The sequence below is a fragment of the Pseudomonas protegens genome (assembly GCF_013407925.2).
In the GTDB taxonomy this organism is placed as follows: Bacteria; Pseudomonadota; Gammaproteobacteria; order Pseudomonadales; family Pseudomonadaceae; genus Aquipseudomonas; species Aquipseudomonas fluorescens_AP.
Genome location: NZ_CP060201.1, coordinates 1,450,092 through 1,475,156 on the forward strand (window position 1 = coordinate 1,450,092; position 25,065 = coordinate 1,475,156).

Annotated in this window: 26 protein-coding genes; 15 read left to right on the forward strand and 11 right to left on the reverse strand. The window is 63.9% G+C overall.

Annotation, left to right across the window (positions count from 1 at the left end):
* Positions 1-11: 11 nt before the first annotated feature.
* The 4 genes from GGI48_RS06815 to GGI48_RS06830 all read left to right on the forward strand — a co-directional run bounded on the left by GGI48_RS06815 (position 12) and on the right by GGI48_RS06830 (position 3,090).
* Positions 12-422, forward strand: a complete 411-nt coding sequence (locus tag GGI48_RS06815; RefSeq protein WP_016965849.1) for a translation initiation factor 2 — start codon at positions 12-14, stop codon at positions 420-422.
* Between the two features lie 7 nt (positions 423-429).
* Entirely contained in the window at positions 430-1,107 is a 678-nt protein-coding gene (locus GGI48_RS06820) for a response regulator transcription factor (RefSeq protein WP_016965848.1), read from the forward strand.
* Positions 1,108-1,245: 138 nt separating this feature from the next.
* A complete protein-coding gene (locus tag GGI48_RS06825; protein WP_016965847.1) occupies positions 1,246-1,683 on the forward strand; it encodes an LTXXQ domain-containing protein in 438 nt (145 codons plus the stop codon).
* Between the two features lie 66 nt (positions 1,684-1,749).
* Entirely contained in the window at positions 1,750-3,090 is a 1,341-nt protein-coding gene (locus GGI48_RS06830; RefSeq protein ID WP_047302621.1) for a sensor histidine kinase, read from the forward strand.
* Between the two features lie 82 nt (positions 3,091-3,172).
* Here GGI48_RS06830 and GGI48_RS06835 read toward each other — a convergent pair whose 3' ends face one another.
* Entirely contained in the window at positions 3,173-3,739 is a 567-nt protein-coding gene (locus tag GGI48_RS06835) for an NAD(P)H nitroreductase (protein WP_047302619.1), read from the reverse strand.
* 122 nt (positions 3,740-3,861) lie between these two features.
* Here GGI48_RS06835 and GGI48_RS06840 point away from each other — a divergent pair, with 122 nt between their 5' ends.
* Positions 3,862-5,316, forward strand: a complete 1,455-nt coding sequence (locus tag GGI48_RS06840; RefSeq protein ID WP_016962638.1) for a TrkH family potassium uptake protein — start codon at positions 3,862-3,864, stop codon at positions 5,314-5,316.
* Here GGI48_RS06840 and GGI48_RS06845 read toward each other — a convergent pair.
* Entirely contained in the window at positions 5,273-6,334 is a 1,062-nt protein-coding gene (locus GGI48_RS06845; protein ID WP_179597581.1) for an AraC family transcriptional regulator, read from the reverse strand. The two genes, GGI48_RS06840 and GGI48_RS06845, sit on opposite strands and share 44 nt — an antisense overlap.
* A gap of 159 nt (positions 6,335-6,493) precedes the next feature.
* Between GGI48_RS06845 and GGI48_RS06850 the strand changes: the two genes are divergently transcribed.
* On the forward strand, positions 6,494-6,805 hold the full coding sequence (locus GGI48_RS06850; protein WP_179597583.1) for a DUF962 domain-containing protein: 312 nt from the start codon (positions 6,494-6,496) through the stop codon (positions 6,803-6,805).
* Between the two features lie 83 nt (positions 6,806-6,888).
* Positions 6,889-7,479 (forward strand): HD domain-containing protein, encoded by a 591-nt coding sequence (locus GGI48_RS06855; RefSeq protein WP_016962635.1) that lies wholly within the window; start codon positions 6,889-6,891, stop codon positions 7,477-7,479.
* 17 nt (positions 7,480-7,496) lie between these two features.
* Here GGI48_RS06855 and GGI48_RS06860 read toward each other — a convergent pair whose 3' ends face one another.
* Positions 7,497-8,318 (reverse strand): UDP-2,3-diacylglucosamine diphosphatase, encoded by an 822-nt coding sequence (locus tag GGI48_RS06860; RefSeq protein ID WP_016962634.1) that lies wholly within the window; start codon positions 8,316-8,318, stop codon positions 7,497-7,499.
* Positions 8,319-8,450: 132 nt separating this feature from the next.
* Between GGI48_RS06860 and GGI48_RS06865 the strand changes: the two genes are divergently transcribed.
* Positions 8,451-9,260: a helix-turn-helix transcriptional regulator gene (locus GGI48_RS06865; RefSeq protein ID WP_179597585.1), complete on the forward strand. Its 810-nt coding sequence runs from the start codon at positions 8,451-8,453 to the stop codon at positions 9,258-9,260.
* A gap of 51 nt (positions 9,261-9,311) precedes the next feature.
* Entirely contained in the window at positions 9,312-10,205 is an 894-nt protein-coding gene (locus GGI48_RS06870; protein ID WP_103742139.1) for a DMT family transporter, read from the forward strand.
* Here the strand turns inward: GGI48_RS06870 and GGI48_RS06875 are convergent.
* The gene (locus GGI48_RS06875; protein ID WP_016962631.1) at positions 10,199-10,486 is read right to left on the reverse strand and encodes a SelT/SelW/SelH family protein; all 288 of its coding nucleotides are present in this window, start codon (positions 10,484-10,486) and stop codon (positions 10,199-10,201) included. The two genes, GGI48_RS06870 and GGI48_RS06875, sit on opposite strands and share 7 nt — an antisense overlap.
* A 71-nt stretch (positions 10,487-10,557) precedes the next feature.
* Between GGI48_RS06875 and GGI48_RS06880 the strand changes: the two genes are divergently transcribed.
* Entirely contained in the window at positions 10,558-12,747 is a 2,190-nt protein-coding gene (locus GGI48_RS06880) for a patatin-like phospholipase family protein (protein ID WP_179597587.1), read from the forward strand.
* A gap of 97 nt (positions 12,748-12,844) precedes the next feature.
* On the opposite strand, the gene GGI48_RS06885 is transcribed toward GGI48_RS06880, so the two are convergent.
* Positions 12,845-13,279: a MarR family transcriptional regulator gene (locus GGI48_RS06885; protein WP_016962630.1), complete on the reverse strand. Its 435-nt coding sequence runs from the start codon at positions 13,277-13,279 to the stop codon at positions 12,845-12,847.
* Between the two features lie 119 nt (positions 13,280-13,398).
* Complete coding sequence (gene recQ, locus GGI48_RS06890) at positions 13,399-15,525, reverse strand: DNA helicase RecQ (RefSeq protein ID WP_016962629.1); 2,127 nt, start codon at positions 15,523-15,525, stop codon at positions 13,399-13,401.
* Between the two features lie 275 nt (positions 15,526-15,800).
* Between recQ and GGI48_RS06895 the strand changes: the two genes are divergently transcribed.
* Together GGI48_RS06895 and GGI48_RS06900 are read left to right on the forward strand one after the other, a co-directional pair.
* Positions 15,801-16,388, forward strand: a complete 588-nt coding sequence (locus tag GGI48_RS06895; RefSeq protein WP_016962628.1) for a YecA family protein — start codon at positions 15,801-15,803, stop codon at positions 16,386-16,388.
* A 10-nt stretch (positions 16,389-16,398) separates the two neighbouring features.
* A complete protein-coding gene (locus tag GGI48_RS06900) occupies positions 16,399-16,791 on the forward strand; it encodes a YbaN family protein (protein ID WP_047302605.1) in 393 nt (130 codons plus the stop codon).
* 81 nt (positions 16,792-16,872) lie between these two features.
* Here the strand turns inward: GGI48_RS06900 and GGI48_RS06905 are convergent, their stop codons facing one another.
* Both GGI48_RS06905 and GGI48_RS06910 read right to left on the reverse strand, forming a co-directional pair.
* A complete protein-coding gene (locus tag GGI48_RS06905; RefSeq protein WP_179597589.1) occupies positions 16,873-17,478 on the reverse strand; it encodes a tRNA-uridine aminocarboxypropyltransferase in 606 nt (201 codons plus the stop codon).
* Between the two features lie 9 nt (positions 17,479-17,487).
* A complete protein-coding gene (locus GGI48_RS06910; protein WP_016962625.1) occupies positions 17,488-18,381 on the reverse strand; it encodes a LysR family transcriptional regulator in 894 nt (297 codons plus the stop codon).
* Between the two features lie 358 nt (positions 18,382-18,739).
* Between GGI48_RS06910 and speB the strand changes: the two genes are divergently transcribed.
* The gene (gene speB / locus GGI48_RS06915; protein WP_011059912.1) at positions 18,740-19,690 is read left to right on the forward strand and encodes an agmatinase; all 951 of its coding nucleotides are present in this window, start codon (positions 18,740-18,742) and stop codon (positions 19,688-19,690) included.
* A gap of 334 nt (positions 19,691-20,024) precedes the next feature.
* A complete protein-coding gene (locus GGI48_RS06920; protein ID WP_016962624.1) occupies positions 20,025-21,413 on the forward strand; it encodes a sodium:solute symporter in 1,389 nt (462 codons plus the stop codon).
* A gap of 242 nt (positions 21,414-21,655) precedes the next feature.
* Here GGI48_RS06920 and GGI48_RS31125 read toward each other — a convergent pair whose 3' ends face one another.
* Together GGI48_RS31125 and ptrR are read right to left on the reverse strand one after the other, a co-directional pair.
* Positions 21,656-21,784, reverse strand: a complete 129-nt coding sequence (locus GGI48_RS31125) for a PA1414 family protein (RefSeq protein ID WP_011059908.1) — start codon at positions 21,782-21,784, stop codon at positions 21,656-21,658.
* 133 nt (positions 21,785-21,917) lie between these two features.
* Positions 21,918-22,811, reverse strand: a complete 894-nt coding sequence (gene ptrR, locus GGI48_RS06925) for a putrescine utilization regulator PtrR (protein ID WP_047302599.1) — start codon at positions 22,809-22,811, stop codon at positions 21,918-21,920.
* A 103-nt stretch (positions 22,812-22,914) separates the two neighbouring features.
* Between ptrR and GGI48_RS06930 the strand changes: the two genes are divergently transcribed.
* Entirely contained in the window at positions 22,915-24,075 is a 1,161-nt protein-coding gene (locus GGI48_RS06930) for an MFS transporter (protein WP_179597591.1), read from the forward strand.
* An 8-nt stretch (positions 24,076-24,083) separates the two neighbouring features.
* On the opposite strand, the gene GGI48_RS06935 is transcribed toward GGI48_RS06930, so the two are convergent.
* Complete coding sequence (locus GGI48_RS06935; protein ID WP_179597593.1) at positions 24,084-25,007, reverse strand: DMT family transporter; 924 nt, start codon at positions 25,005-25,007, stop codon at positions 24,084-24,086.
* Positions 25,008-25,065: the final 58 nt, after the last annotated feature.

Consider the following 25,065-nt stretch of genomic DNA (forward strand, 5'->3'; position numbering starts at 1 on the left):
CAGGAGTTTCGATGCGCCAAGGTCCGCTGTGTCTGCTGTTGGTCATGTTGTCGATCGGGGCTCCGGCCCTTGCCGAAGAAACCCAGGAAACCGGTCATTCGACGCCGCTGTCCCTGAGCGCCGGCAGTCAGATCACCGAGTTGCAGCAACGCTTGAAAGAAAGCGAGCGCCTGCGAGAAGAGCTGAGCAAACAATTGCAAAGCGCCGACGCTGAACGGGAAAGCCCACAGCTGGCCCGCTTGCGCCAGGAGAACCAGCGCCTCAAGCTGCAGCTCAAAGAGGCCCAGGCCAACCCGGTGCCGCGACTGCTGACCGATCAGCAGCAATGGTTCGTCACCGGCGGCGGCGTGGCCCTCATCGCCCTGCTCTGCGGTATCTTCGCCAGTGGTGGGCATCGCAAGCGTCGACAATGGCTAAATTGAGTGATTCATGAGCGACCTGTTACTGATTGATGATGACCAGGAGCTGTGCGAGCTCCTGAGCAGCTGGCTCGGCCAGGAAGGCTTTCAAGTACGTGCCTGCCACGACGGCCTGAGCGCACGCCGGGCCCTGGCCGAAGCGGCCCCGGCAGCCGTGGTGCTGGACGTCATGCTGCCCGACGGCAGCGGCCTGGAACTGCTCAAGCAACTGCGCAACGACCACCCCGACCTGCCGGTGCTGATGCTCTCGGCCCGCGGCGAGCCCCTGGACCGCATACTTGGCCTGGAACTGGGCGCCGACGACTATCTGGCCAAGCCTTGCGACCCTCGCGAACTCACCGCCCGCCTGCGCGCCGTCCTGCGCCGCAGCCACCCGGTGGCGGCCTCCAGCCAGCTGGAACTGGGCGACCTGTGCTTCAGCCCGATTCGCGGCGTGGCCACCATCGACGAACAGGACATCAGCCTCACGGTTTCCGAAAGTCGCCTGCTGGAGGCCCTGCTCAAGCAACCCGGCGAGCCGCTGGACAAGCAGGAACTGGCGCAGATCGCGCTGGGCCGCAAGCTGACCCTGTACGACCGCAGCCTGGACATGCACGTGAGCAACCTGCGCAAGAAGATCGGCCCCCATCCCGATGGTCGCCCGCGCATCGTTGCCCTGCGCAGCCGCGGCTACTACTACAGCCTGTAACCGCGTCCCGACGCCATTGTCAGGGCGCCGGCCCGGCGTCTTTACCCAAGCTTTACCCTCCACTGACCGCCGCTGACCTTGATCTGGGTAACCTGAACTCATCCGGAACTTACCGGGAATGAGACAAGGAGACACACCATGCGCAAGACCCTGATCGCCCTGCTGTTCGCCGCCGCCCTGCCAACCGTGGCCATGGCCATGCCTGAAGGCAACGGCCCGATGGGGCCGATGGACGGCCCTCGGCACAGCGAGCACATGCGCGGCAAAGGCCCCTTCGGTCAACTGGACCTGAGCCGTGAGCAACGTCAGCAGATCGGCAAGCTGATGGGCGAGCAAATGCACGACCGCAAGGCCGTGGTGGAAAAATACCTGGAGAAACTCTCGCCAGCCGACCAGAAAGCCATGAAAGACGAACTGGCCGCCAAACAGCAGAAGACCCAGGCCGACATCCGCGCCCTGCTCAAGCCCGAGCAGCAGAAAGAGTTCGACGCCATCGTCAAGAAACAAGAGGAACGTCGCGCCGAATGGGCCGAGTTCAAGGCCTGGAAAGCGCAACAACCGCAAAAAGCGCAATAATGCGTTAGCGTTCATCCCCCAGCCCAGTGGCCCGCGCCACTGGGCTTTCGCGTTCGAGGAGTCTCTGTGCGTTCATTGTTCTGGCGCATCCTGGCCAGCTTCTGGCTGGCCATCACCCTGGTTGCCGGGTTGTCGATCCTGCTCGGGCACATGCTCAATCAGGACGCCTGGATCCTCAGCCGCCATCCGGGGCTCAACAGCCTCACCTCGGAGTGGACGCAAACCTACGAAACTCAGGGCGAAGACGCCGCCCAGGACATCCTCCAGCAGCGCAAGCGCCAGTACCACATCGATGTTCAGGTCCTCAATGAGAGCGGCGACCCGGTGGTCCGCGGGACTTTCCCGCGCCGCGCGGCGGCCTTCGAGGCTCGGCAGAACAATGACGACCGGCACCTGCCCTGGCGCCGCCTGACCGCGGAATACACCAGCCCGACCACCGGCGACACCTACCTGTTCATCTACCGCATCCCCCATCCGGAGCTGGACGCCTGGCACCGCGACAGCCTGACCTGGCCCCTCAGCGCCCTGGCCATCGCCCTGGTGGTGCTGACCCTGTTCAGCCTGCTGGTGACCTTGTCCATCACCCGCCCGCTGAGCCGCCTGCGCGGCGCGGTACACGATCTGGGCCAGGCCAGCTATCAGCAGAACAGCCTGGCGCGCCTGGCCAATCGGCGCGATGAGTTCGGCGTCCTGGCCCGGGACTTCAACCGCATGGGCTCGCGCCTGCAAAGCCTGATTGGCAGCCAGCGCCAGTTGCTGCGGGATGTGTCCCACGAACTGCGCTCCCCCCTGGCACGGCTGCGCATCGCCCTGGCCCTGGCCGAGCGGGCCGCCCCCGAAGAGCGGGAAAGGCTCTGGCCCCGATTGACCCGGGAATGCGATCGCCTGGAGGCGCTGATCAGCGAGATCCTGGTGCTGGCCCGGGTCGACGCGGACAACGCCAGTGCCGAGGACGTGGACCTCAATGCCTTGTTGCTGACCCTGCAAAAAGACGCGCAACTGGCCTGTCCGGAGCAACAGGTGCAGATCGACGCCCAGCCGCAGCTGAGCCTGCGGGGCTGGCCGACCATGCTGGAACGGGCGGTGGACAACCTGCTGCGCAACGCCCAGCGCTTCAACCCCGCAGGACAGCCGATCCAGGTACAGGCCCGGCGTCAGGGCGACAGGATCCTGATCAGCGTGCGCGACCACGGGCCGGGGGTGGACGCCGAACACCTGAAACAGTTGGGTGAGCCGTTCTTCCGCGCGCCAGGGCAAAGCGCGCCCGGTCACGGCCTGGGCCTGGCCATTGCCCGCCGGGCGGCGGAGCGTCACGGTGGCAGCCTGTTACTGGACAATCATTCCCAGGGCGGCTTCATCGCCACCCTGGAATTGCCGCTGCTGCCCGGCGCCCCAGCGCCAGCCTGAAACCAGCGCGGGCAAGCCGCTAACGCCAGGTCCGGCGGTAACGGGCTTGCCCGCGATGCCACAAAGAGGCTGCTGGAGCCAATCAGGCTTTGGCGGTCCAGGCGCTGACAAACTCGCTGGTATCGACTGTCGGAGCCACCCGAGGCTCATTCAGCGGCGTCCCCAGGTACAGGAAGGCAATGATCTCTTCCCCTTCAGTCAGGCCCAGCCCCTTGGCCACGTGCGGCGAATAGGACAACTCGCCGGTGCGCCACACCGCGCCAATGCCCTGGGCATAGGCCGCCAGCAAAATGCCGTGGGCTGCACAGCCCGCCGCCAGCAATTGCTCGGACTTGGGCACCTTGAAGTGTTCCTGCAACCGCGCCACGACCACGACCACCAGCGGTGCACGCAGGGGCATGGCCCGGGCCTTGTCCAAGGCGGCCTGAGTCACCTCGCCGCCCTGCTGCTGTACCGCTTCGACCAGCAGCTCGCCCAACTGCTCACGGGCTTGGCCTTCGACGGTGAGGAACCGCCAAGGGCGCAATTGCCCGTGGTCCGGCGCCCGCAGGGCGGCGGCGAACAGTGCCTCGCGCTGCGCGGCGCTGGGCGCGGGCTCCACCAGGCGCGGCACGGAAACACGGTTGAGCAAAGCGTCGAGAGCCTCCATCGGCCACCTCCTGAAAAAAATGTCCGGCCATTCTAACGGCATCTGCCGCCGGGGTGCCGGTTTACATGCCCTGCCCCGCAGGTAGAATGAGCGCCCTTCAGCTACCAGCCCGAGCGCAATACATGGCGTTGCCGACTTTAAGAATCATTGGCTTCATCATCGGCATCTTCCTCATCACCCTGGCCATCGCCATGGTGGTACCGATGGCGACACTGGTGATCTTCGAACGCACCGGCGACCTGCCGTCCTTCCTCTGGGCCAGCATGATCACCTTCATCGCCGGGCTGGCCCTGGTGATCCCGGGGCGCCCCGAGCACATCCACCTGCGCCCGCGAGACATGTACCTGCTGACGGTGTCCAGCTGGGTGGTGGTGTGCATCTTCGCCGCCCTGCCGTTCCTGCTGACCCAGCACATCAGCTACACCGATTCGTTCTTCGAAAGCATGTCCGGCATCACCGCCACCGGTGCCACCGTGCTCAGCGGCCTGGACAGCATGTCCCCGGGCATCCTGATCTGGCGCTCGATGCTGCACTGGCTGGGGGGCATCGGCTTTATCGGCATGGCGGTGGCGATCCTGCCGCTGCTGCGCATTGGTGGCATGCGCCTGTTCCAGACCGAGTCCTCGGACCGCTCGGAAAAGGTCATGCCGCGCTCGCACATGGTGGCGCGCCTGATCGTCGCCACCTACGTCGGCATCACCATCTTCGGCAGCCTGGCGTTCTGGTGGGCCGGCATGAACGTGTTCGACGCCATCAACCACGCCATGTCGGCCATCTCCACCGGCGGTTTCTCCACCTCGGATGACTCCCTGGCCCACTGGCAGCAGCCGGCGGTGCACTGGGTGGCGGTGGTGGTGATGATTCTTGGCAGCTTGCCCTTCGCCCTCTATGTGGCAACGCTGCGCGGCAACCGCAAGGCATTGATCAAGGATCAGCAGGTCCAGGGCCTGCTCGGCATGCTGCTGGTGACCTGGCTGGTGCTGGGCACCTGGTACTGGTGGACCACCGACCTGCACTGGCTGGACGCCCTGCGCCACGTGGCGCTGAACGTGACTTCGGTGGTCACCACCACCGGCTTCGCCTTGGGTGACTACAGCCTCTGGGGCAATTTCTCACTGATGCTGTTCTTTTATCTGGGGTTCGTCGGCGGCTGTTCGGGCTCCACGGCCGGGGGAATCAAGATCTTCCGCTTCCAGGTGGCCTACATCCTGCTCAAGGCCAACCTCAATCAGCTGATCCACCCCCGGGCGGTGATCAAGCAGAAGTACAACGGCCACCGCCTGGACGAGGAAATCGTCCGTTCGATCCTGACCTTCTCGTTCTTCTTCGCCATCACCATCTGCATGATTGCACTGGCCCTGTCGCTGCTGGGCCTGGACTGGATGACCGCCCTGACCGGCGCCGCCAGCACCGTGTCCGGCGTAGGCCCGGGGCTGGGCGAAACCATCGGCCCGGCGGGCAACTTCTCGACCCTGCCGGATGCCGCCAAGTGGATCCTGTCCCTGGGCATGCTCCTGGGCCGACTGGAGATCATCACGGTGTTCGTGTTGTGCATTCCGGCGTTCTGGCGTCATTGACCGAGCCCGGCAGCGCCAGCAGGCGTGCCCGGTACTCACCGGGTGTGATGTCGAACCAGCGGCGGAACGCCCGGAAGAAATTGCTCGGATCGGCGAACCCCAACAGGTAGGCAATTTCCAGCAAGGTCATGCGCGGCTGCGCCAGATACTGCTCGGCCAACTCCCGGCGGGTGTCATCCAGCAGGGTCTGGAAGCTGGTGCCCTCCTCCTGCAGGCGACGCTGCAAGGTGCGCTGGGACAGGTGCAGGGTCTGCGCCACCACCTCGCGCTTGGGCTCGCCCTGGGGCAACAGGCGGCACAGCACCTGCCGCGCCTTGTGGGTCACCCGGCTTTCCGAGAAGCGCGCCAGGTACTCGCCGGCGAAACGATCGTGCAGCAAGGCCATGGCCTCGTTGGCCGTGGGCAGCGGCGCCTCCATGTCGGCAGGTTCGAAGATCAGCGCATCAAAGGGCGCGGCGAATGCCAGCGGAGCACGGAACATCTCCTTGTAAGGCTGCACGTTCTCGGGCTGCTCGCCCTGCAGCAGCACCTTGCGTGGCTGCAGCGCACGTCCGGTCAACCAGCTGCACAGGGCCAGCGCACAGGCCAGCGAGGCCTCCGCGCTTTGCCGGGTGGGCGGCAGATGATCACCATGCACGGTCAGAATCAGCGCATAACCCTCAGGTAAAAGACGAAAGCTCAGGTCGGCGCTTTCGGCGATGATCCGCTGATAGCGCACCAGACGCTGAAAGCCTTCCACCAGGGTCCGACTCGACATCAAGGCGTAACCGGCCACATGAAAGGACGCAGGACGCACCACCTTGCCCATGTTCAGGCCAATCGCCGGGTTGCCGGACAACTCGACGGCGCGCTGCCAGAGCCGGGTCATCGAATCCTGGGGGAAGCGCGCGTCGGGATCTTCGAGAGCGCCGTAGTCGAGCCCCAACTGCTTGAACAAAGCGCGGCAGTCCAGGCCATCCATCTCCAGAGCCTTGACTATTCCCAAGGCCCAGCTTGCAGAAGTCGTTCGTTCGCTCATGAGGGTTTCTTACATGACAAGCCGCATGCTACGGCCGATTTTCCAAGGATACTAAAGTGGCGCCTATTGTCACTGGCCAGCGCTGCCAGGGACTCTAGACTCACCTAAGCTTCCGCAGAACTTGCGCCCGCACAACAACAAACAACCGAGATCGCGGCCATGGAAAACATCAGACAGTTCAGCAGCTTCGCCGAGTTCTACCCCTATTACCTGAGCGAACACAGCGACAGCACCTGCCGTCGCCTGCACTTTATCGGCACCAGCCTGGTGATCTTCCTCCTGGCCCTGGCCATCGGCAAGGGAGCCTGGCTGCTGTTGCTGGCGCTGCCGGTGGCCGGCTATGGCTTTGCCTGGATCGGGCATTTCTTCTTCGAGAAAAATCGCCCGGCCACCTTTCAGCATCCGCTGTACAGCCTGCTGGGGGACTTCGTCATGTACCGCGACATAATCCTGGGCAAGGTGCCGTTCTAGAGCCGACCGGCCATCCGTCCCCGCGACCCTGCGGCCACTGCCATGGCCAGGCTCGACTTCCCCTGATAACCAGAGGCCGAACGATGAAGGCTCACGCGCGCTTCACCCACATGCAGGACGGCACCCAAGAAGACTGGGCGATCATCGCCGCGGATTTCAGTGCCTACGCCAAGCAATTGCCCGCCCGAATCCTCGCCCACCTGCAACTGCTGGAAGGCGACTTTGGCGGTTTCCCGGTGGACCGTCTGACCCATTCACTGCAGACCGCCAGCCGCGCCTGGCATGACGGGCGCGACGAGGAGTACGTGGTCTGCGCCCTGCTGCATGACATCGGCGACACCCTGGGCTCCTACAATCATCCGGATATCGCCGCCGCCATCCTCAAGCCCTTCGTCAGCCCGGAGAACCTGTGGATGGTGGAAAAGCACGGAATCTTCCAGGGCTACTACTTCTTCCACCATCTGGGCATGGACCGCCATCTGCGCGAGCAATTCTGCGAGCATCCGCTGTACCAGCGCACTGCCGAATTCTGCGCCAAATACGATGCCGCAGCCTTCGATCCGGCCTATGAAAGCCTGCCCCTGAGCTTCTTCGAACCCATGCTGCAACGGCTGTTCGCAAAGCCCCGGCAGTCCCTTTACAAGGCCGCCATGGAACAGTCCGCCGCCGACTGAGGCCCGACCGCTCTTGCTCAGGCCGGCTCCGCCATTTTCGTGAGCTCGGCCTTGAGTTGGGCTTCCCGGGCCTGGGCGTCGGCCAGGCGATAGAGTTCGATGCTGCCGTCCCAATGTTCGATCAAGGCGGTGCAGGACTCGACCCAATCACCGCAATTGAGATAGTCCACCTCGCCGACCTTGCGGATCTCGGCATGGTGAATGTGGCCACAGACCACCCCGTGCAGCTCGCGCTTGACGCACTCGTGGGCAATGGCCTCCTCGAAGTCACTGATAAAGCTCACCGCGGTCTTGACCTTGTGCTTGAGGTAGGCCGACAGCGACCAGTAACCGTAGCCATAACGCGCCCGCCAGTGATTGAGCCAGCGGTTGAGGGTCAGGGTGAACTCGTAGGCCGAGTCGCCGAGAAAGGCCAGCCAACGGTGATAGCGGGTGATGACGTCGAACTGGTCGCCGTGAATCACCAGCAAATGGCGACCGTCCGCCGTGACATGCACCGCTTCGTCCACCAGCTGGATATTGCCCAGGATCAGCTTGGAGTAACGACGCAGGAACTCGTCATGATTGCCGGTGACGTAGATCACCTCGGTGCCGCGCTTGCTCATGGTCAGCAGGCGGCGGATCACATTGGTATGGGCCTGGGGCCAGTACATGCCGCCGCGCAGCTTCCAGCCGTCGATAATGTCCCCCACCAGGTAGATGCGATCGGCCTGGTAGCCCTTGAGAAACTGCGCCAGGTGCTCTGCCTGGCAATCCCGGGTCCCCAGGTGCACATCGGAAATCCATAAGGTGCGTACCCGTTGCTTGCGGCTGGGCTTGGCGAGTTCGACATGGGTCATGGACGCTCTCCGGGATTTTTTGCGAGCTTGCGCCCCAGCGATTAATAGCCCATGACAAAAATGCGGCAATGCAATGACAGCCCGAACCGCCCGACTGGCGGTGTAGACTGCGCCTCTGCCAAGGAGACCGTGATGGGATCTATCCTCACTCTGCGCCATTACACTCACGACCTGATCGCCCACAGCCATGAGCACGCGCAACTGGTGTTTGGCCTGTGCGGAAAGCTCGACTTCGAAGTCGAAGGGCAAGGCGGCCAGGTGCAGCAACAGAGCCTGATGGTGGTCCCGGCAGGCGCACGGCATGTCTGCGGCAGCCCCAGTGGCAGCCAGTGCCTGGTACTGGACGTGCCCGGCGAGCCATGGCTGCGCCAGTCCCTGGGCCAACACGCCGAAGCCAGCCAGCGCTTGCTCGACCAGCCCGGGCGCCTGACCCTTGGGCCAAGCCAGAGCCGCCTGGTCAACTGGCTGGCGGACAGCCCGGTGGACGACCCGTTGATCGCCGAGCAGGGCGCGGTGCTGCTGTTGGCCAGTCTCAACCACTGCACATCGGTTAACCCTGGCGAGCGACGGTTGCCCTACGCCGCCATGAACGCCCACATAGAGCGCCACGCCGCCCATCCGCTGCAGGTGGCCGATCTGGCACGAGTGGTCGGTCTTTCCAGCGCCCACTTGCACGCACGGTTCATCGCCGAGTGTGGCGACACGCCCATGGAGTACGTGCGGCGACGACGCCTGCACATGGCCCTGGAACTGCTGCGCGGCTCGACCCTGCCAGTCGGTGAGATCGCCAGTCGGGTGGGCTACAGCTCACAGAGCGCCTTCGCCGCCGCCATGCTGCGCCAATTCGGTCACTCCCCGCGCCGGCTCAGGCAGGGAGCCCAGGCTAATCTCTCGACAAAAAAACCCAGGATCGCGACAGACGCAGGCACCGGCCCTTCTTAAACTCAGCCGCAGCCCTTCAAGGCCATCACCGTCTTTTACCCAAGGATCAAGATGACTCCGCGTACCGCCCTTGGTGCCCTGCATATCGGCGCCCTGATGTTCGGCCTGACCGGCGTGTTCGGCAAACTGGCCGTCGCCTCGCCTGCCGTTATCGTGTTCGGCCGCGCGGCCTTTGCCGTGCTGGCCCTGGCTGGCTTCGCGCGCCTGGCCCGCGCCACGCCCTGGCACAAACTGGCCGCCACCGATTGCCGGCGCCTGCTGCTCAGTGGCCTGTTGCTGGCCGGACACTGGGTCAGCTTTTTCGTTGCAGTGAAGGTCGCCGGCGTGGCCATCGCGACCCTGGGCTTTGCCAGTTTTCCGGCCTTTACGGTGATTCTCGAAGGGCTGATCTTCCGCGAGCGGATCCGCCTCAATGAGATGCTGCTGGTGGTGCTGGTGAGTGTCGGACTGGTGCTGGTGACCCCGGATTTCGATCTGGCCAGCCAGGCCACCACCGGCCTGCTCTGGGCCGTGGGTTCGGGTCTGCTGTTTGCCCTACTGTCCTTGAACAACCGCGCCAGCTCCGGGCGCATTCCTGCGGTGCAGGCGGCCCTCTGCCAGAACCTGGTGGTCGCCCTGTGCCTGTTGCCGGTGGCGGCCCCCGAGCTTGCTCAGGTGCGGGCCATGGATTGGCTGTGGATCAGTCTGCTGGGGATTTTCTGCACCGGTCTGGCCCACAGCCTGTTTGTCGCCAGCCTGGCGGTGATCAAGGCGCGCACCGCGGCGGTGGTCTTCGCCCTGGAACCGGTCTACGGGATTACCTTGGCCTGGCTGCTGTTCGGCGAGAATCCGACGCTGCGCATGCTGATGGGCGGCGCCTTGATCATCGTCGCGATCGTGGTGTCGAGCCGACTCTCGACCGGTTCAAACAAGCAGGCCACCACGGCGCCGGTCGGCTCTCACTGACCCCGATCGTTGTGTCCCAGGTCGCGCTCGGGATCGATGCAGTCGCGAACCCTTTGCTTGAGCACCTTGGCTTCGGGAAAGCCGCCATCGGCCTTGCGCTCCCAGATCTGCACGCCATCGCAGCTGATATGAAAGGTTCCCCCGGTAGCAGGCACCAGGGACACCTTGCCCAGATCGTCGCTGAAGGTGCTCAGCAGCTCCTGTGCCAGCCAGGCCGCCCGCAGCAGCCACTGGCATTGGGTGCAATAGGTGATGACCACTTCGGGTTTACGTTCAGTCATGGTACGGCGGACTCCTGGGTTCAAGGGCGTCGCTATAATAGCCGGCTTTATCGCCTGTCCCGAGATCCACGATGCGCCGCCTGCTGTCCTGCCTGTTGCTCTGTCTGCTGCCCCTGATCGCTCAATCCAGTGAAGCGCCGCGACCGAAAATCGGCCTGGTGCTGTCAGGGGGCGCGGCCCGTGGCCTGGCCCACGTCGGCGTGCTCAAGGCCCTGGAGGAGCAAGGCATCCGCATCGACGCGATCGCCGGCACCAGCATGGGCGCGGTGATTGGCGGGCTCTACGCGTCGGGCTACAAGATCGACGAGCTGGAGAAACTGGCTCTGAACATTGACTGGAAACAGGCCCTGTCCGATGCCCCGCCCCGGGAAGACGTGCCCTTTCGGCGCAAGCAGGACGATCGGGATTTTCTGGTCAAGCAGAAACTCAGCTTCCGTGACGACGGCAGTCTCGGCCTGCCCCTGGGGGTGATCCAGGGCCAGAACCTGGCGTTGCTGCTGGAAAGCAAACTGGCCCACGCCAGTGACACCCGGGACTTCGACAAGCTGCCGATCCCCTTCAGGGCCGTGGCCACTGACATCGCCAGCGGCGAAAAGGTGGTGTTCCGCAAAGGCCACCTGCCCCAGGTCATCCGCGCCAGCATGTCGATTCCGGCAGTATTCGCCCCGGTGGAACTGGATGGCCGACTGCTGGTGGACGGCGGCATGACCGACAACATTCCCCTGGATGTGGCCCGTGACATGGGGGTCGACATTGCCATTGTGGTGGACATCGGCACCCCGCTGCGCTCGCGCAAGCAACTCAATACCGTAGTGGATGTGCTCAATCAGTCCATCACCCTGATGACTCGACGCAACTCCGAAGAACAGCTGGCGACCCTGCACAAGGACGACGTGCTGATCCAACCTTCGCTGTCGAGCTTCGGCGTCACCGACTTCGGTCGCGCCCAGGAAGTGATCGACGCCGGCTATCGCGCCACCCGCATCCTCGACGCACGCCTGGCTCGCCTGCGCCCCGCCGAGCCGCAGGACGCGCAGTTGACGGCCGCGCGCCAGCCCAGCCAGCGCACGCCGATCATCAGCGCGATCAAGGTGGAGAACGACTCCAAGGTCAGCGATGAAGTCATTCGCTACTACATCCGCCAGCGGATCGGCGAGCCCCTGGACCTGGGCCGTCTGGAGACCGACATGGGCACCCTGTACGGCCTGGATTTCTTTGAGCAGGTGCAGTATCGCGTGACCCACAAGGGCCAGGACAACACCCTGGTGATCAGTGCCCGCGGCAAGCGCAGCGGCACCGACTACCTGCGCCTGGGCCTGAACCTGTCCGATGACATGCGTGGCGACAGCGCCTTCAATATCGGCGCCAGCTACCGCATGAACGGAATCAACAGCCTCGGCGCGGAGTGGCTGACCCGCGTGCAACTTGGCGACCAGCAGGAAATCTACAGCGAGTTCTACCAGCCACTGGACGCCGGCTCGCGCTACTTCATTGCGCCCTTCATCGCCGCCGAAGCCCAGAACGTTGAAGCAGTGCTGGATAACGATCCGATCGCCGAGTATCGCGTGGAACGCTACGGCCTCGGCCTCAACCTGGGACGACAGATCGGCAACAGCGGCGAAGTCCGCTTCGGTGTCGGCGAGGCCTGGGGCAAGGCCGATGTGCGCATCGGCGATCACGACTTGCCCAGCGAGCACTTCAACGAAGGCTATTACCAGTTGCAGTATTCCTTCGACTCACTGGACAACGTCTACTTCCCGCACTCCGGTGAGGACATCGGACTGACCCTGCGCCAGTTCGAACCCAGCCTGGGCTCGGACAACCGCTACCGTCAGTGGGAATTCAAGCTGGACAAGGCCCTGAGCAGCGGCCCCAACACCTTCGTCCTGGGCGGACGCTACGGCCGGACCCTGGACAACGCCGAGGTGGTGACATCCAGCTTCCTCCTGGGTGGCGCCAGGCAGTTGTCGGGCTTCCGCCAGGACGCGTTGTCCGGGCAGAACCTCACCCTGGCCCGCGCGGTGTACTTGCGCCGGCTCACGCCACGCTCCTACCTGCCGCTGGACTTCCCGCTGTACCTGGGGGGCTCGCTGGAGCGTGGCCGGGTATGGAACAACGACAACGCCTTCGACAGCGGCTATATCAACGCCGCGAGCATCTTCCTCGGGTTTGACACGCCGCTGGGGCCCTTGAATTTCAGCTACGGCTTCAATGACGACAACCAGAAGGCCCTGTCGCTGAACCTCGGCCAGACTTTCTGATAGACGCGCAAGTGCCGCACCGGGTGGCACCATCAGCAATATTCAGGGGTAGGCGAAAACAGGACGAACCGGGGTCAGGCAACCCCGGCGCAAGGCGTCAGGACTTTTCCAGATTGGCCAGGATGCGCCCATGAACGCGCATGCAGACCCGCAGGTCTTCATCGTCGACGCCAATGAACAATTCATGGCGCAGGGCGGTAGCAATGGTTTCGATCTGTTCGATCAGGGGCCGGGCGGAAGGACAGAGGACGATTTTCTTCGCCCGACGATCTTCCATTACTGCTTGGCGTTGAACCAGACCCTGGGTTTCCAGGCTGTCCAGCAGACGGGCCAGGGTTGGACCTTCCACGCCAACGCTTTGCGCCAGCTCACGCTGGGTTGGCGCGTCTTCGAAACGGGCCAGGTGCAACAGCACCAGCCAACGGGCCTGGGACAGGCCGAGCCCGGCCAGGCGGCGATCCAGTTCGGCACGCCAGCCGCGAGACATATGCGCCAGCTGCATACCAAAACGGTGTTCATCGGTTAACGGCATAAAACACTCATGATCAGACTGAAAATAAAGAAAACCTAATTATTAGTCAGCTAAGCATGCCCCTTGCCCGGAGGCAAGGCCTGTAAGGGACTGAATCGTTACAACATTGACGCACCCCCTCAAATTTCAAACTCCGACTGCAAAGCCGCGCGCACGCAATACAAAACCCCTTCAGGCACACGTCCGGCGAACAACTCGCTGATCTCGGCCACCGGAGGCAGTTCACCCTCACCGTCGAGGAAAGCATCCTGGATTTCTCCCAGCAGGTCCTCCGGCAGGTCCAGAGCCTGTTCCAGAGACAACTGCTGCTTGCCTATGGCTTCGGCCAGCAGGGTGTAGACATTCTTTTCCGTGCATTGCAGTTGCCCGGCGATCTGCAACGGTGTCATCCCGGCACGGGCCAGGGTGATCAGCTCGTGACGGATATCGGCAACCACCTTCGGCGCCTCCACACCACCTCCCAGCACTTCGAGGAAGGCCGCGCCATAACGCTCCAGCTTGCGCGCACCGACGCCACTGACCTCGGCCATCTCCGCCATGGAGCCGGGCTGGCTGCGCAGCATCTCCAGCAAGGTCGAGTCGGGGAAAATGACATAGGGCGGCACCCCATGCTCTTCCGCCAGCTTGCGCCGCAGGGCTCGCAGCGCTTCCCACTGCTCGCGCTCCTCGCCCCGTACCAGCTGGCTGGCCTGACTGGTGCTGCTTTTCGGGGAGCTTTGCGGCTTGAGATCGCGGCGCAGCTCCAGGGTCACTTCACCCTTGAGCAAGGGGCGACAAGTGTCGCTCAAGCGCAGGCCGCCATAACCCTCCAGATCGATATCCGCCAAGCCGCGCGCCACCAACTGGCGGAACAGCGAACGCCACTCGCCTTCGCTGCGGGCCTTGCCAACTCCAAACACCGACAGATGCTGATGCCCGAAACTCCGGACCTTTTCCGTGTCCTTGCCCAGCAGTACATCCACCAGATGACCGACGCCATACCGCTGGCCGGTGCGATAGATCGCCGACAGCGCCTGGCGCGCCGGCTCGGTGGCGTCCCAGGTCTGGACCCCGTCGACACAGTTGTCGCAATGGCCACAAGGCTGGGGCATGTCCTCATCGAAATAGGCCAGCAATGTCTGGCGCCGGCAGCGGGTTTCCTCGCACAGGGCCAACATCGCATCGAGCTTGTGCTGCTCGAGACGCTTGTGGCGCTCGTCGCCTTCGGAGTTCTGCAGCATCTGCTTGAGCATCAGCACGTCCTGCAGTCCGTAGGCCATCCAGGCATCCGCCGGCAGGCCGTCACGACCGGCGCGACCGGTCTCCTGGTAATAGGCTTCCAGGGACTTGGGCAAGTCCATATGAGCGACAAAACGCACGTTTGGCTTGTCGATGCCCATGCCGAAGGCGATGGTGGCCACCATGATCAGGCCCTCCTCGTTGAGGAAGCGTTTCTGGTGATAGGCCCGCAGCTCGTTGGGCAGGCCGGCGTGATACGGCAATGCAGTGAAGCCCTGCTCACAGAGGAAGGCCGCCACTTCGTCGACCTTCTTGCGCGACAGGCAATAGACGATACCGGCATCGCTGCGCCGCTCGTTGAGGAACGCCTGCAACTGCTTGCGCGGCTGCTCCTTGGGCACGATGCGGTAGAAGATGTTCGGCCGATCGAAGCTGGAGAGAAAGCGCTCGGCGTTCTGCAGGTGCAGGCGATTGACGATCTCTTCCCGGGTGCGCTTGTCGGCGGTGGCGGTCAGGGCAATGCGCGGCACGTTGGGGAACATCTCCGCCAGTTGCCCCAGTTGCAGGTATTCGGGACGGAAGTCGTGGCCCCATTGGGACACGCAGTGGGCTTCGTCGATGGCGAACAGGGCAATGTCGAGGTTCTGCAGGAACGCCAGCATGCGCGGCTGCACCAGGCGCTCTGGCGCCAGGTAAAGCATCTTCACCTCGCCGCGACGAATACGCGCCGCCAGATCACGCTGCTGCTCGGCGCTCAGGGTCGAGTTCAAGGCGGCAGCCGCGACACCGAGTTCCTCAAGGGTGGCTACCTGATCGTCCATCAGCGCGATCAGTGGCGATACCACCACCGCCAATCCTTCGCGAAGCAGGGCCGGAACCTGGAAACACAAGGACTTGCCACCACCAGTGGGCATCAGTACCAAGGCATCGCCGCCACTGGCCACGCGCTCAATGATCGCACCTTGGCGACCACGGAAACTGTCGTAGCCGAAGATGTCCTTGAGGACGCGTTGAGCCTGTTCGAGCATGAAAAACTCCAAAAATCACCGAATTCCCTGGGCGCAGACTGGCCGAAAAACCGGCGCGCTTCACCGACAAATGCGTTAGCGGACTTGTCCGCAACTGCGTTCGGGCCTGCAGGGCATCACAAAACGCGGGAGTATACCCGAGCCCTACCCGACAGAGGGCGCGGACAAGGGACCGCTGGTAACCTTTAGAACCGCTCAAATCTGCCCCGTGGCTGGCTTGAGCGCGCAAGAAAGCCTAGAATTCAACATCGTTTATTCCCCAAGGTAGCCCGTCAATGTCCTTCGCTGAGCAACTAACCCGCCTGCAAGTCTTCCTCGACGCAGATGATCTGCACGACGAGGCGCTGGACTACGTGGCCGCTCACGGCTACCTGACCGCGCTGTCGATCTGTTCGGAAAGCGTTCCCGACCGTGAGTGGATCGACGCCCTCTTCGCCGAAGAGCCGCATTACCGCGACGACGCCGAACGCGAAGCCATCGAATCCACCCTGCTGGCCCTCAAGGCGCACATCGCCCGCCAACTGGCCTCCGACGAGGAATTCGAACTGCCCTGCGAACTCGACCTGGGCGACGACCCGGACGACTCCGACCTGCGCGGCTGGTGCATCGGCTTCATGGAAGGCGTGTTCCTGCGCGAAGCGGCCTGGTTCGAAACCGCAGAGGAAGAAGTCAGCGAGATGCTGCTGCCGATCATGGTCGGCTCTGGCCTGTTCGACGAGCAGCCGGAGTTCTCGGACATCGCCACCGATGCCAACCTGATGGACGACATGATCGTGCAGATCCCCGAAGCCCTGACGGCGTTGTACCTGCTGTGCAACGCTCCTGACGAAAAGCCCGCACTGCTCAAGCCTCGCCATCACTGAGTCGGCGCCTATGGCCAAGCCCATAGGCCAACGCCCCCGGGTACTGCGTTACGTTCTGCTGGCCATCGGCTGGTTGAGCGTAGCGCTCGGGGTCATCGGCATCTTCCTTCCGGTGCTGCCCACCACCCCTTTCCTGCTGCTGGCGGCCGCCTGTTTCGCCCGCAGTTCGCCGCGCTTCTACCAGTGGCTGGTGCAGCACCCGCGCCTGGGTCCATGGATATGCAACTACCTGGACGGCAACGGCATACCGCTCAAGGGCAAGGCGTATGCGATCGGCCTGATGTGGCTGAGCATCGGCCTCTCCTGCTACCTGGTGCCGTCAATCTGGGCCCGCAGCTTCATGCTGACCAGCGCGGTGCTGGTCAGCATTTACATCCTGCGGCAGAAAACCATGCGCACCTGAGACGCTAAACGGCGGCCCCACGTAGAGGCCTGCTCGCAGAAGAAAATCCGTGCAACCTGGTCCCCGCTTCCGCCCGTCCACCTACCGGGAAGCCTTGGGACCATGGTTGCGTTGGTAAGTGTCTTCACCCATCGCGGCGATCTGCCCGTCGATCAGCGCCTCGAAGGGGCGCAGCAAGGGCTCGAAGGAGGCTGGCGCCTCCAGTACCTGCAACGCCTGGACAATGGCTTCCAGGGTCGACAGCGCCCCCGGCCCAGGGGCCTTGCGCAGGCGATAGCGCGAAGGCGTCGCGGCCGCCAGGGTTACTCGTGGCAAGGCCGCCAGCAACGGGTTGAGGTGCAGCAGCTTGCGCGCCTTGCGCCAGGTGCCGTCGGGCACCACCAGCAGCAAGGGTTCATCCGTCTCAGCGTAGGCCTGCAAGGGCTGGGCATCATCGGCCGGGAACAACAAGCAGGCCCGGTATCCGGGCTGGGCGAGCAGCGCCGGCAAGTCCTCGAACACCTCGCCAACCAGCAACTGGGCGTTACTCAACCCCAGCGCGGCCAGTCGCGCGGTGTTCAGGGCATGGTTGACCTCGCTGGGATGCTGCAACAGCAACACCCGGGTGCGACTGGACAACCGCGGGATCAGCGGGCACAGACAGTGGCCCGTGGGGCGCAGGCAACGCTCGCAGCGTGCTCGGGACATGGGAATTCCTTATGACTGGTTGAGCTGAGCCTTGAGCAGATCGCGGAAGGTCTGGATCAGCGGCTCACGGCCCCGGCCACGGCGCATGATCATGGAGAACGGCGCCTGATAACCGAAGGTCGCCGGCAGCAGCACCCGCAGATCGCCCTTGTCGGCCCAGGCCTGGGCATAGTGTTCCGGCAGGTAGCCGATGTAGGCACCGGACAGCACCAGGATCAGCTGCGCCTCCATGCTCTCCACGGTCGCCGCACTGTGCTTGAAGCCGTGACGGGCCAGCTCGGCCTGGCTCCAGTAGCCGCGCCCGACCATGCGCTGCTGGGTGATGACCTGCTCGGGAATGCGCCGCTCGCTGTACAGCGGATGCCGGTTGCTGCAATACAGCCAGTGCTGTTCGCGGTACAGCGGCATGTACACCAGGCCACTCATGCGCGTGGAAAAGGCGCCAATGGCCAGGTCCAGGCGATTGTCCTGCACCCCCAGCTGCAGCTCATGAGGACTCATCACCGACAAGTGCAAATGCACCGCCGGATGCTCCTGACTGTAGGCACCGATGGCCTCGGCGAACGGCAGCGCCTTGTCGCTGACGGTGGAGTCGATCACCCCCAGGTTGAGGGTCCCGCGCAACTCGCCCTTGAGGGCCGCGGCGTACTGTTCGAAACCCTCCAGTTCTGCGAGCAAGCGCAGGGTTTCCTGATGGAACAGTTCGCCCTTGCTGGTCAGGCTGAAGCCGCCCCGGCCACGGTGACAGAGCACCAGTCCCAGGGACGCTTCCAGCTGGCTCATGTAGGTACTGATGGCCGACGTCGAGAGATTGAGTTCGTGCTGGGCATTGGCGAACCCCTGATGGCGCACCACGCTGACGAAGATGCGCAATAGTTTCAGATCAGGTAAAGCGTTGGCCATGACAGGCTCCGATAACAGGCAACACAACCACTTCCCTGTGCCAAGAGAGCTTGCTTGCGCCGAGCGGCCAGGCAAGCCCGATGACCTCCATGCGCACTTTCAATCTGACCCTGCAACCCGGATAACGCAGGCTACGCCGCCGAGCGGGTGCTCGCTCCCTCGCCACGTAGGGCCCTGGAAGCAGCGCGGGAGTCTAGCGCGACCCCGGCCATTAGTTTAGAAAAATCTGAACTAAGTATTTGTCCGTAGCGATTCTTTCGCCGCACTACATTTCGCAGAATCGGTCCACTCGGTTGAGCGGGCGACACCTGCTGCGCCCTCAGCCCCATAAATATAAAACAACGATGAGGCCTATCCCGTGGACAAGATTCTCCACCAACCACTGGGCGGCAACGAAATGCCGCGCTTCGGCGGCATCGCCACCATGATGCGTCTTCCCCATCTGCAATCCGCTGCCGGCCTGGACGCGGCCTTCGTCGGCGTGCCCCTGGACATCGGCACCTCGCTGCGCGCCGGCACCCGTTTCGGCCCGCGGGAAATCCGCGCCGAATCGGTGATGATCCGCCCCTACAACATGGCCACCGGTGCCGCTCCGTTCGACTCACTGTCGGTGGCCGACATCGGCGACGTGGCGATCAACACCTTCAACCTGCTGGACGCGGTACGCATCATCGAAGAGGCCTACGACGGCATCCTCGAACACAATGTGATTCCCCTGACCCTGGGCGGCGACCACACCATCACCCTGCCGATCCTGCGGGCCATCCACAAGAAGCACGGCAAGGTCGGGCTGGTGCACATCGATGCCCACGCCGACGTCAACGACCACATGTTCGGCGAGAAGATCGCCCACGGCACCACCTTCCGCCGCGCGGTGGAAGAAGGCCTGCTGGACTGTGACCGGGTGGTGCAGATCGGCCTGCGCGCCCAGGGCTATACCGCCGAAGACTTCAACTGGAGCCGCAAGCAGGGCTTCCGTGTGGTCCAGGCCGAAGAGTGCTGGCACAAGTCGCTGGAACCCTTGATGGCCGAAGTCCGTGAAAAGGTCGGCAACGGCCCGGTGTACCTGAGCTTCGACATCGACGGCATCGACCCGGCCTGGGCACCGGGCACCGGGACTCCGGAAATCGGTGGCCTGACCACCATCCAGGCCATCGAGATCGTCCGTGGCTGTCAGGGCCTGGACCTGGTGGGCTGCGACCTGGTGGAGGTTTCGCCGCCTTACGACACCACCGGCAACACCTCGCTGCTGGGTGCCAACCTGCTGTACGAAATGCTCTGCGTGCTGCCCGGCGTGGCCCACCGCTAAGTCCCGGCCCTGGGAGGGCTGGTGCCGCGCTCGAACACGAGCGCGGCCATGGATCCGTCATGCAAAGGAGCGCAACACCTTAGCCAACGTGATCGGAGCAGATCATGAATAACAATAAAGAACACCGCCTCAACCACATGAACCAAGGGGACGCACAGATCCCCGCCCCGCGCTGCAACACCCTGTACGACCTCTCTCGAAACAGGCCGCCCTTGGCCTGAACTGCCCAGCAACCGCAGCTCTTGCGACAGACCGGTCGCCACCGGTCGAACGGTTGGCCGTCCGCATCAGCGGGTGGCAACAACAATAACAATTTGCTTTTGAGGACCCGAACATGGGCTTGGATATTCTCGTAGTACTGATTTATGCCGCCGGCATGATCACCCTGGGCTGGTACGGCATGCGCCGGGCCAAGACCCGTGACGACTATCTGGTAGCCGGCCGCAATCTCGGGCCGGGCTTCTACCTGGGGACCATGGCAGCCACCGTACTGGGCGGTGCCTCGACCATCGGCACCGTACGCCTGGGCTACGTCCACGGCATTTCCGGCTTCTGGCTCTGTGGCGCCATCGGCCTGGGCATCGTCGGGCTCAGCCTGTTCCTGGCCAAACCCTTGCTGAAACTGAAGATCTATACCGTCACCCAAGTGCTGGAGCGCCGCTACAACCCCGCGGCACGCCATGCCAGCGGCCTGATCATGCTGGTCTACGCCCTGATGATCGGCGCCACCTCGACCATTGCCATCGGCACCGTGATGCAAGTGCTGTTCGGCTTGCCGTTCTGGGTATCGATCCTGGTGGGTGGTGGTGTCGTGGTGCTCTACTCGACCATCGGCGGCATGTGGTCGCTGACCCTGACCGATATCGTGCAGTTCCTGATCATGACCATCGGCCTGGTGTTCCTGCTGATGCCGCTGTCCATCGTCGACGCCGGCGGCTGGGACACCCTGGTGGCCAAACTGCCGGCCAGCTACTTCGACTTCACCGCCATCGGCTGGGACACCATCCTCACCTACTTCCTGATCTACTTCTTTGGCATCTTCATCGGCCAGGACATCTGGCAGCGAGTGTTCACCGCCCGCAGTGAAGGGGTAGCCAAGGTTGCGGGGACCGCCGCCGGCATCTATTGCGTGCTCTACGGGCTGGCCGGCGCGCTGATCGGCATGGCCGCCAAGGTGGTCCTGCCGGATCTGGACAACGTCAACAACGCCTTCGCCAGCATCGTCCAGACCAGCCTGCCCAACGGCATTCGCGGCCTGGTCATCGCCGCCGCGCTGGCCGCCCTGATGTCCACCGCCAGCGCCGGTCTGCTGGCCGCCTCCACCACCGTGACCCAGGATCTGCTGCCACGCCTGCGTGGTGGTCGCCAGAGCAGCAACGGCGACGTCCATGAAAACCGTATCGCGACCCTGCTGCTGGGCATCGTGGTGCTGGGCATCGCCCTGGTGGTGAGTGACGTGATCAGCGCCCTGACCCTGGCCTACAACCTGCTGGTGGGCGGCATGCTGATTCCGCTGATAGGGGCCATCTACTGGAAACGCGCCACCACCGCCGGTGCCATTACCAGCATGTCCCTGGGGTTCATCACGGCCCTGTTCTTCATGTTCAAGGACGGCCTGGACGCCAACACCCCGATCTATTACAGCCTGGCCGTGGGCCTGGTGAGTTTCGTGGTGGTGAGCCTGCTCTCTCGGCGCCCGGCGCCGCTGGCCAACGCGATCTGACCTGAAGTCGGACGCCTGAAGCTTTTCTTCGACGGGTGCGGCGTCGGTGGCCGCACCCGTTTTTTTTCGCCCACAAAAAAGTGCCCAGGCGCTGGGCGGGCAAAACAGCTGAGTGCTGCAGAAGCCAGGCAGTGGACTGAAACTATAGGGACTGGCGCGGTCACCCCGGGGTCAGGCCCAGAGTCTCGCGGTGGAAGAAACCAGGCGCGAGACGGAGTCTGCACTCCGCACTCGCGGCAAGCTCAACGGCGACGTTGCTGACGGCGCCGCAGCTCTTCGTCGGTAGGAATCGGCACCGGTTGCAGCGGTGGCTCGATCAGGCCCAAAGCGACGCCAAGGTCGTGAAGCCAGCTTTGCAGTTTGTCTTTCATAGTGCCCCCTCAGGGTCGTGCCGAGCGGCGGTACTGCGCCGCCTCAAGCAGATAATAGTCCTAACTTTTCCCGCGCGCTGCCTCGCAATCGCAATGAACTGTTACTGGATTGAGACGAATCGGCCATGACGATTCAGCCACTGGCCCGCAGCACCGGCGTCTGCTGCCCAAAGGCGCCCTGCTGCAGTTCGATCCAGGCATTGAGGTTGGCCCCCAACATGCCCTTGCGCCACATCAGCCAGGTGGTGGTGTGGGCGAACGGCTCGGCCAGAGCATGCACAGCCACGCTTTCGCGCCCCGGCAGGCTGTCGAGCATCGACTGGGCCATCAAGGCCACCCCGGAACCGGCGATCACACAGGCCAGCATGCCCTGATAGGACTCGATCTCCATGGCCCGGCCCATGGCGGCGTGATAGTGGGCAAACCAGGACTCCAGGCGCATGCGATAGGAACAGCCCTGACGAAAGGTGAACACCGCCCGGCCCTGCACATCCCGGGCAGTGCGCACCGGAGGGTGATCGGCCTCACTGATCAGTACCAGGGTTTCCTCGCACAACGGCACCCCATCCAGCCCTGCCAGTTCCAGGGGGCCATCCACCAGGGCCGCGTCCAGGCGTCCGCTGAGCAAGCCTTCCAGCAACTCGCCACTGGGCCCGGACTGCACTTGCAGGTTCACCGCCGGGTAGGTCCGGTGATAGCGCGCCAGCAGCGCCGGCAGATGAATCGCCGCCGTGCTGTACATGGTGCCGAGGACGAAATCCCCGGCGGGCTGACCACCCTGCACCGCGGCATGGGCTTCGTCGTGCAGGGCGAACAGCCGCGCGGCGTAATCGAGCAGCACCTTGCCCGCTGGCGACAGTTGCAAGCGCTGGCGCTCGCGCAGAAACAGCTCGACCCCCAACTGCTCCTCCAGTTGCTTGAGCCGGGTCGAGAGATTCGACGGCACCCGATGCAAGCGCTCGGCGGCCCGTGTAATGGAACCCTCCTCGGCCACCGCCTGGAAAATACGCAGTTGGCTGAACTCCATGACCTTCTCCAAAACTGAACAAGTTTCTCACTATTATTCATTTTTAAGGAAAGTCAATCCGCCCTAGCCTGACGGTCATTGTCCTTGCCGATGGAAGACCACCATGTCCCCCCTGCTGCGCCTGCTTGCCAGTTTCATTGCCCTGATGATGGCCATGGGCATTGGCCGCTTCGCCCTGACGCCACAGTTGCCGCACCTGATCAGCGAAGGCCAGGTCGACCTGACCGCCGCCGGACTGATCGCCGCCGCCAACTACCTGGGCTATTTCATCGGCGCTCTGGACGCCATGTTCGCCCGGCGCCCAGCCCAGGTGCGCCTGCGCCTATTGGGCGGCCTGTGGCTGTGCGTACTGCTGACCCTGGCGTCGTTCTGGGCCCAGGGCTTCTGGGCGCACCTGCTGCTGCGCTTCGGCACCGGCCTGGCCAGTGCCTGGGTGCTGGTGATGATCACGGCCCTGAGCCAGCCACTGGCCCTGGCGGCAGGCCGGCCACGCCTGGGCGCCCTGGTGTTTGCCGGCCCCGGACTGGGAATCATGCTCACCGGGCTGCTGGCCCTGGGCGCCAATCTGCTGGGGCAGAGCTCGGCCAACCTGTGGCTGCTGTATGGCGCCGTGGCCTTGTTGATGCTGCTGGCGATCCTGCCGATCCTGCCCCGGACCTCCCGCAGCCAGCATGCAGCCCCACCGCCGAGTGCGGAAAACGAGCAAGGCGTGGGCCGCCTGGGGCTGGTCTACGGCCTGTACGGAGTGGGCTACATCATCCCCGCGACTTTTCTCTCGCAGATGGCCAGCGCGCGCTTTCACGGCCAGTGGCAAGCCGATCTGTTCTGGCCCGGCTTCGGCCTGGCCGCCGCCCTGGGAGTGGCCTTGGTCAGCCTGCGCCGACACCGCCCGGACAGCACTCGGCACTGGCTGATGGCGACCCTGTGGCTGCAGGCCGCGGGGGTCTTTGCTTGCCTGCTGGGCAGTGGCCTGGGGCTGGTCCTCGGGGTGTTGCTGTGTGGCACGCCGTTCCTGGCCTGCATGCAACTGGTCATGCAGCGCTCACGGGAACTGGCGCCCCAGTCGGCCCAGCGCAATGCCGGATTGCTGACCGCCTGCTTCGCCATGGGTCAGTTGAGCGGTCCATTGCTGGCGGCCCTGAGCAGTCATTTCAGTGGCAATCTGCAGCCGGCGCTGGTGGTCGCAGGCTGCGGCTTGCTGCTCAGCGCCAGCCTGCTCTGGCAACCGCGGTCCGCGCCCCAGCGCTGCCCGCTGGCGTCCTAGACAGCGGCTTACAGCAAGCGCTTGATCCGCCGACGCAACCATTGCTCGGCGCTGACAAAAGTGATGCCCAGCAGCACCAGCATGGCGCCGAGCACAAAGTTGAGACTCAATGGCTCACCCAGCAACAGGACACCGAAGGTCACACCGAACATCGGCGTCATGAAGGAAAACACCGCCAGGTTTGCCGCCAGATAGCGGCGCAACAGCCAGAACCAGGTCAGGTAGCTGAAAAACGACACCACCAGCCCCTGGAACAGCACGCTGGCCACCGCCACCGGAGTCAGGCTGACGTGGGTCACCTGACCGCTGAGCACGGCAATCAGCAACAGGCCGACAAACCCGACGATCAACTGATAGAACAGGGCCAGGGTGGCGGGCGCCTCCGACAGCCGTGAAGCCCGCACCACCACCGTGGTCGCTCCCCAGGCCAGGCCCGCCAGCAATCCCAGTAGATCGCCCAGGAGCATGCGCCGGTCCAGGTTGTCGAGGGAGATGCCACCGGCAAAGGCGATGCTGATGCCAATGAAGGCGAGAACGATCCCCAGCCATTGCAAGGGCCGCAAGCGCTCACTGGGCAGCAGCCAATTGACCCCCAGGGCGGTGAAGATCGGCGCGGTATAGAGAAACACCGACATGTGCGCGGCACTGGTCAGCTTCAGGCCTTCGGCAATGAACAGGAACTCCAGGCCAAACAGGGCCCCGGCCAGCAAGCCGCCGCGCCAAGTGCTGGAAACCTGGGACCAGCCGCCCTTCCAACACATCAGCAGGGCCACCAGCAGCGCCGAGATTCCGGAACGGGCGGCCGCCTGCATCACCGGGGCAATGTCCGCCGCGGCCCACTTGATCATCACCTGCTGTACGCCCCAGATCAGGCACAACCCCAACATCACCTGCAGGGCAAAGCCGTCGGCGCTGCGCCGTTCGATGCTCACCACAGTGCCTCACAGTGTTTGAATGACATGACACCTACCCAAGATAAAAAGTTACGCC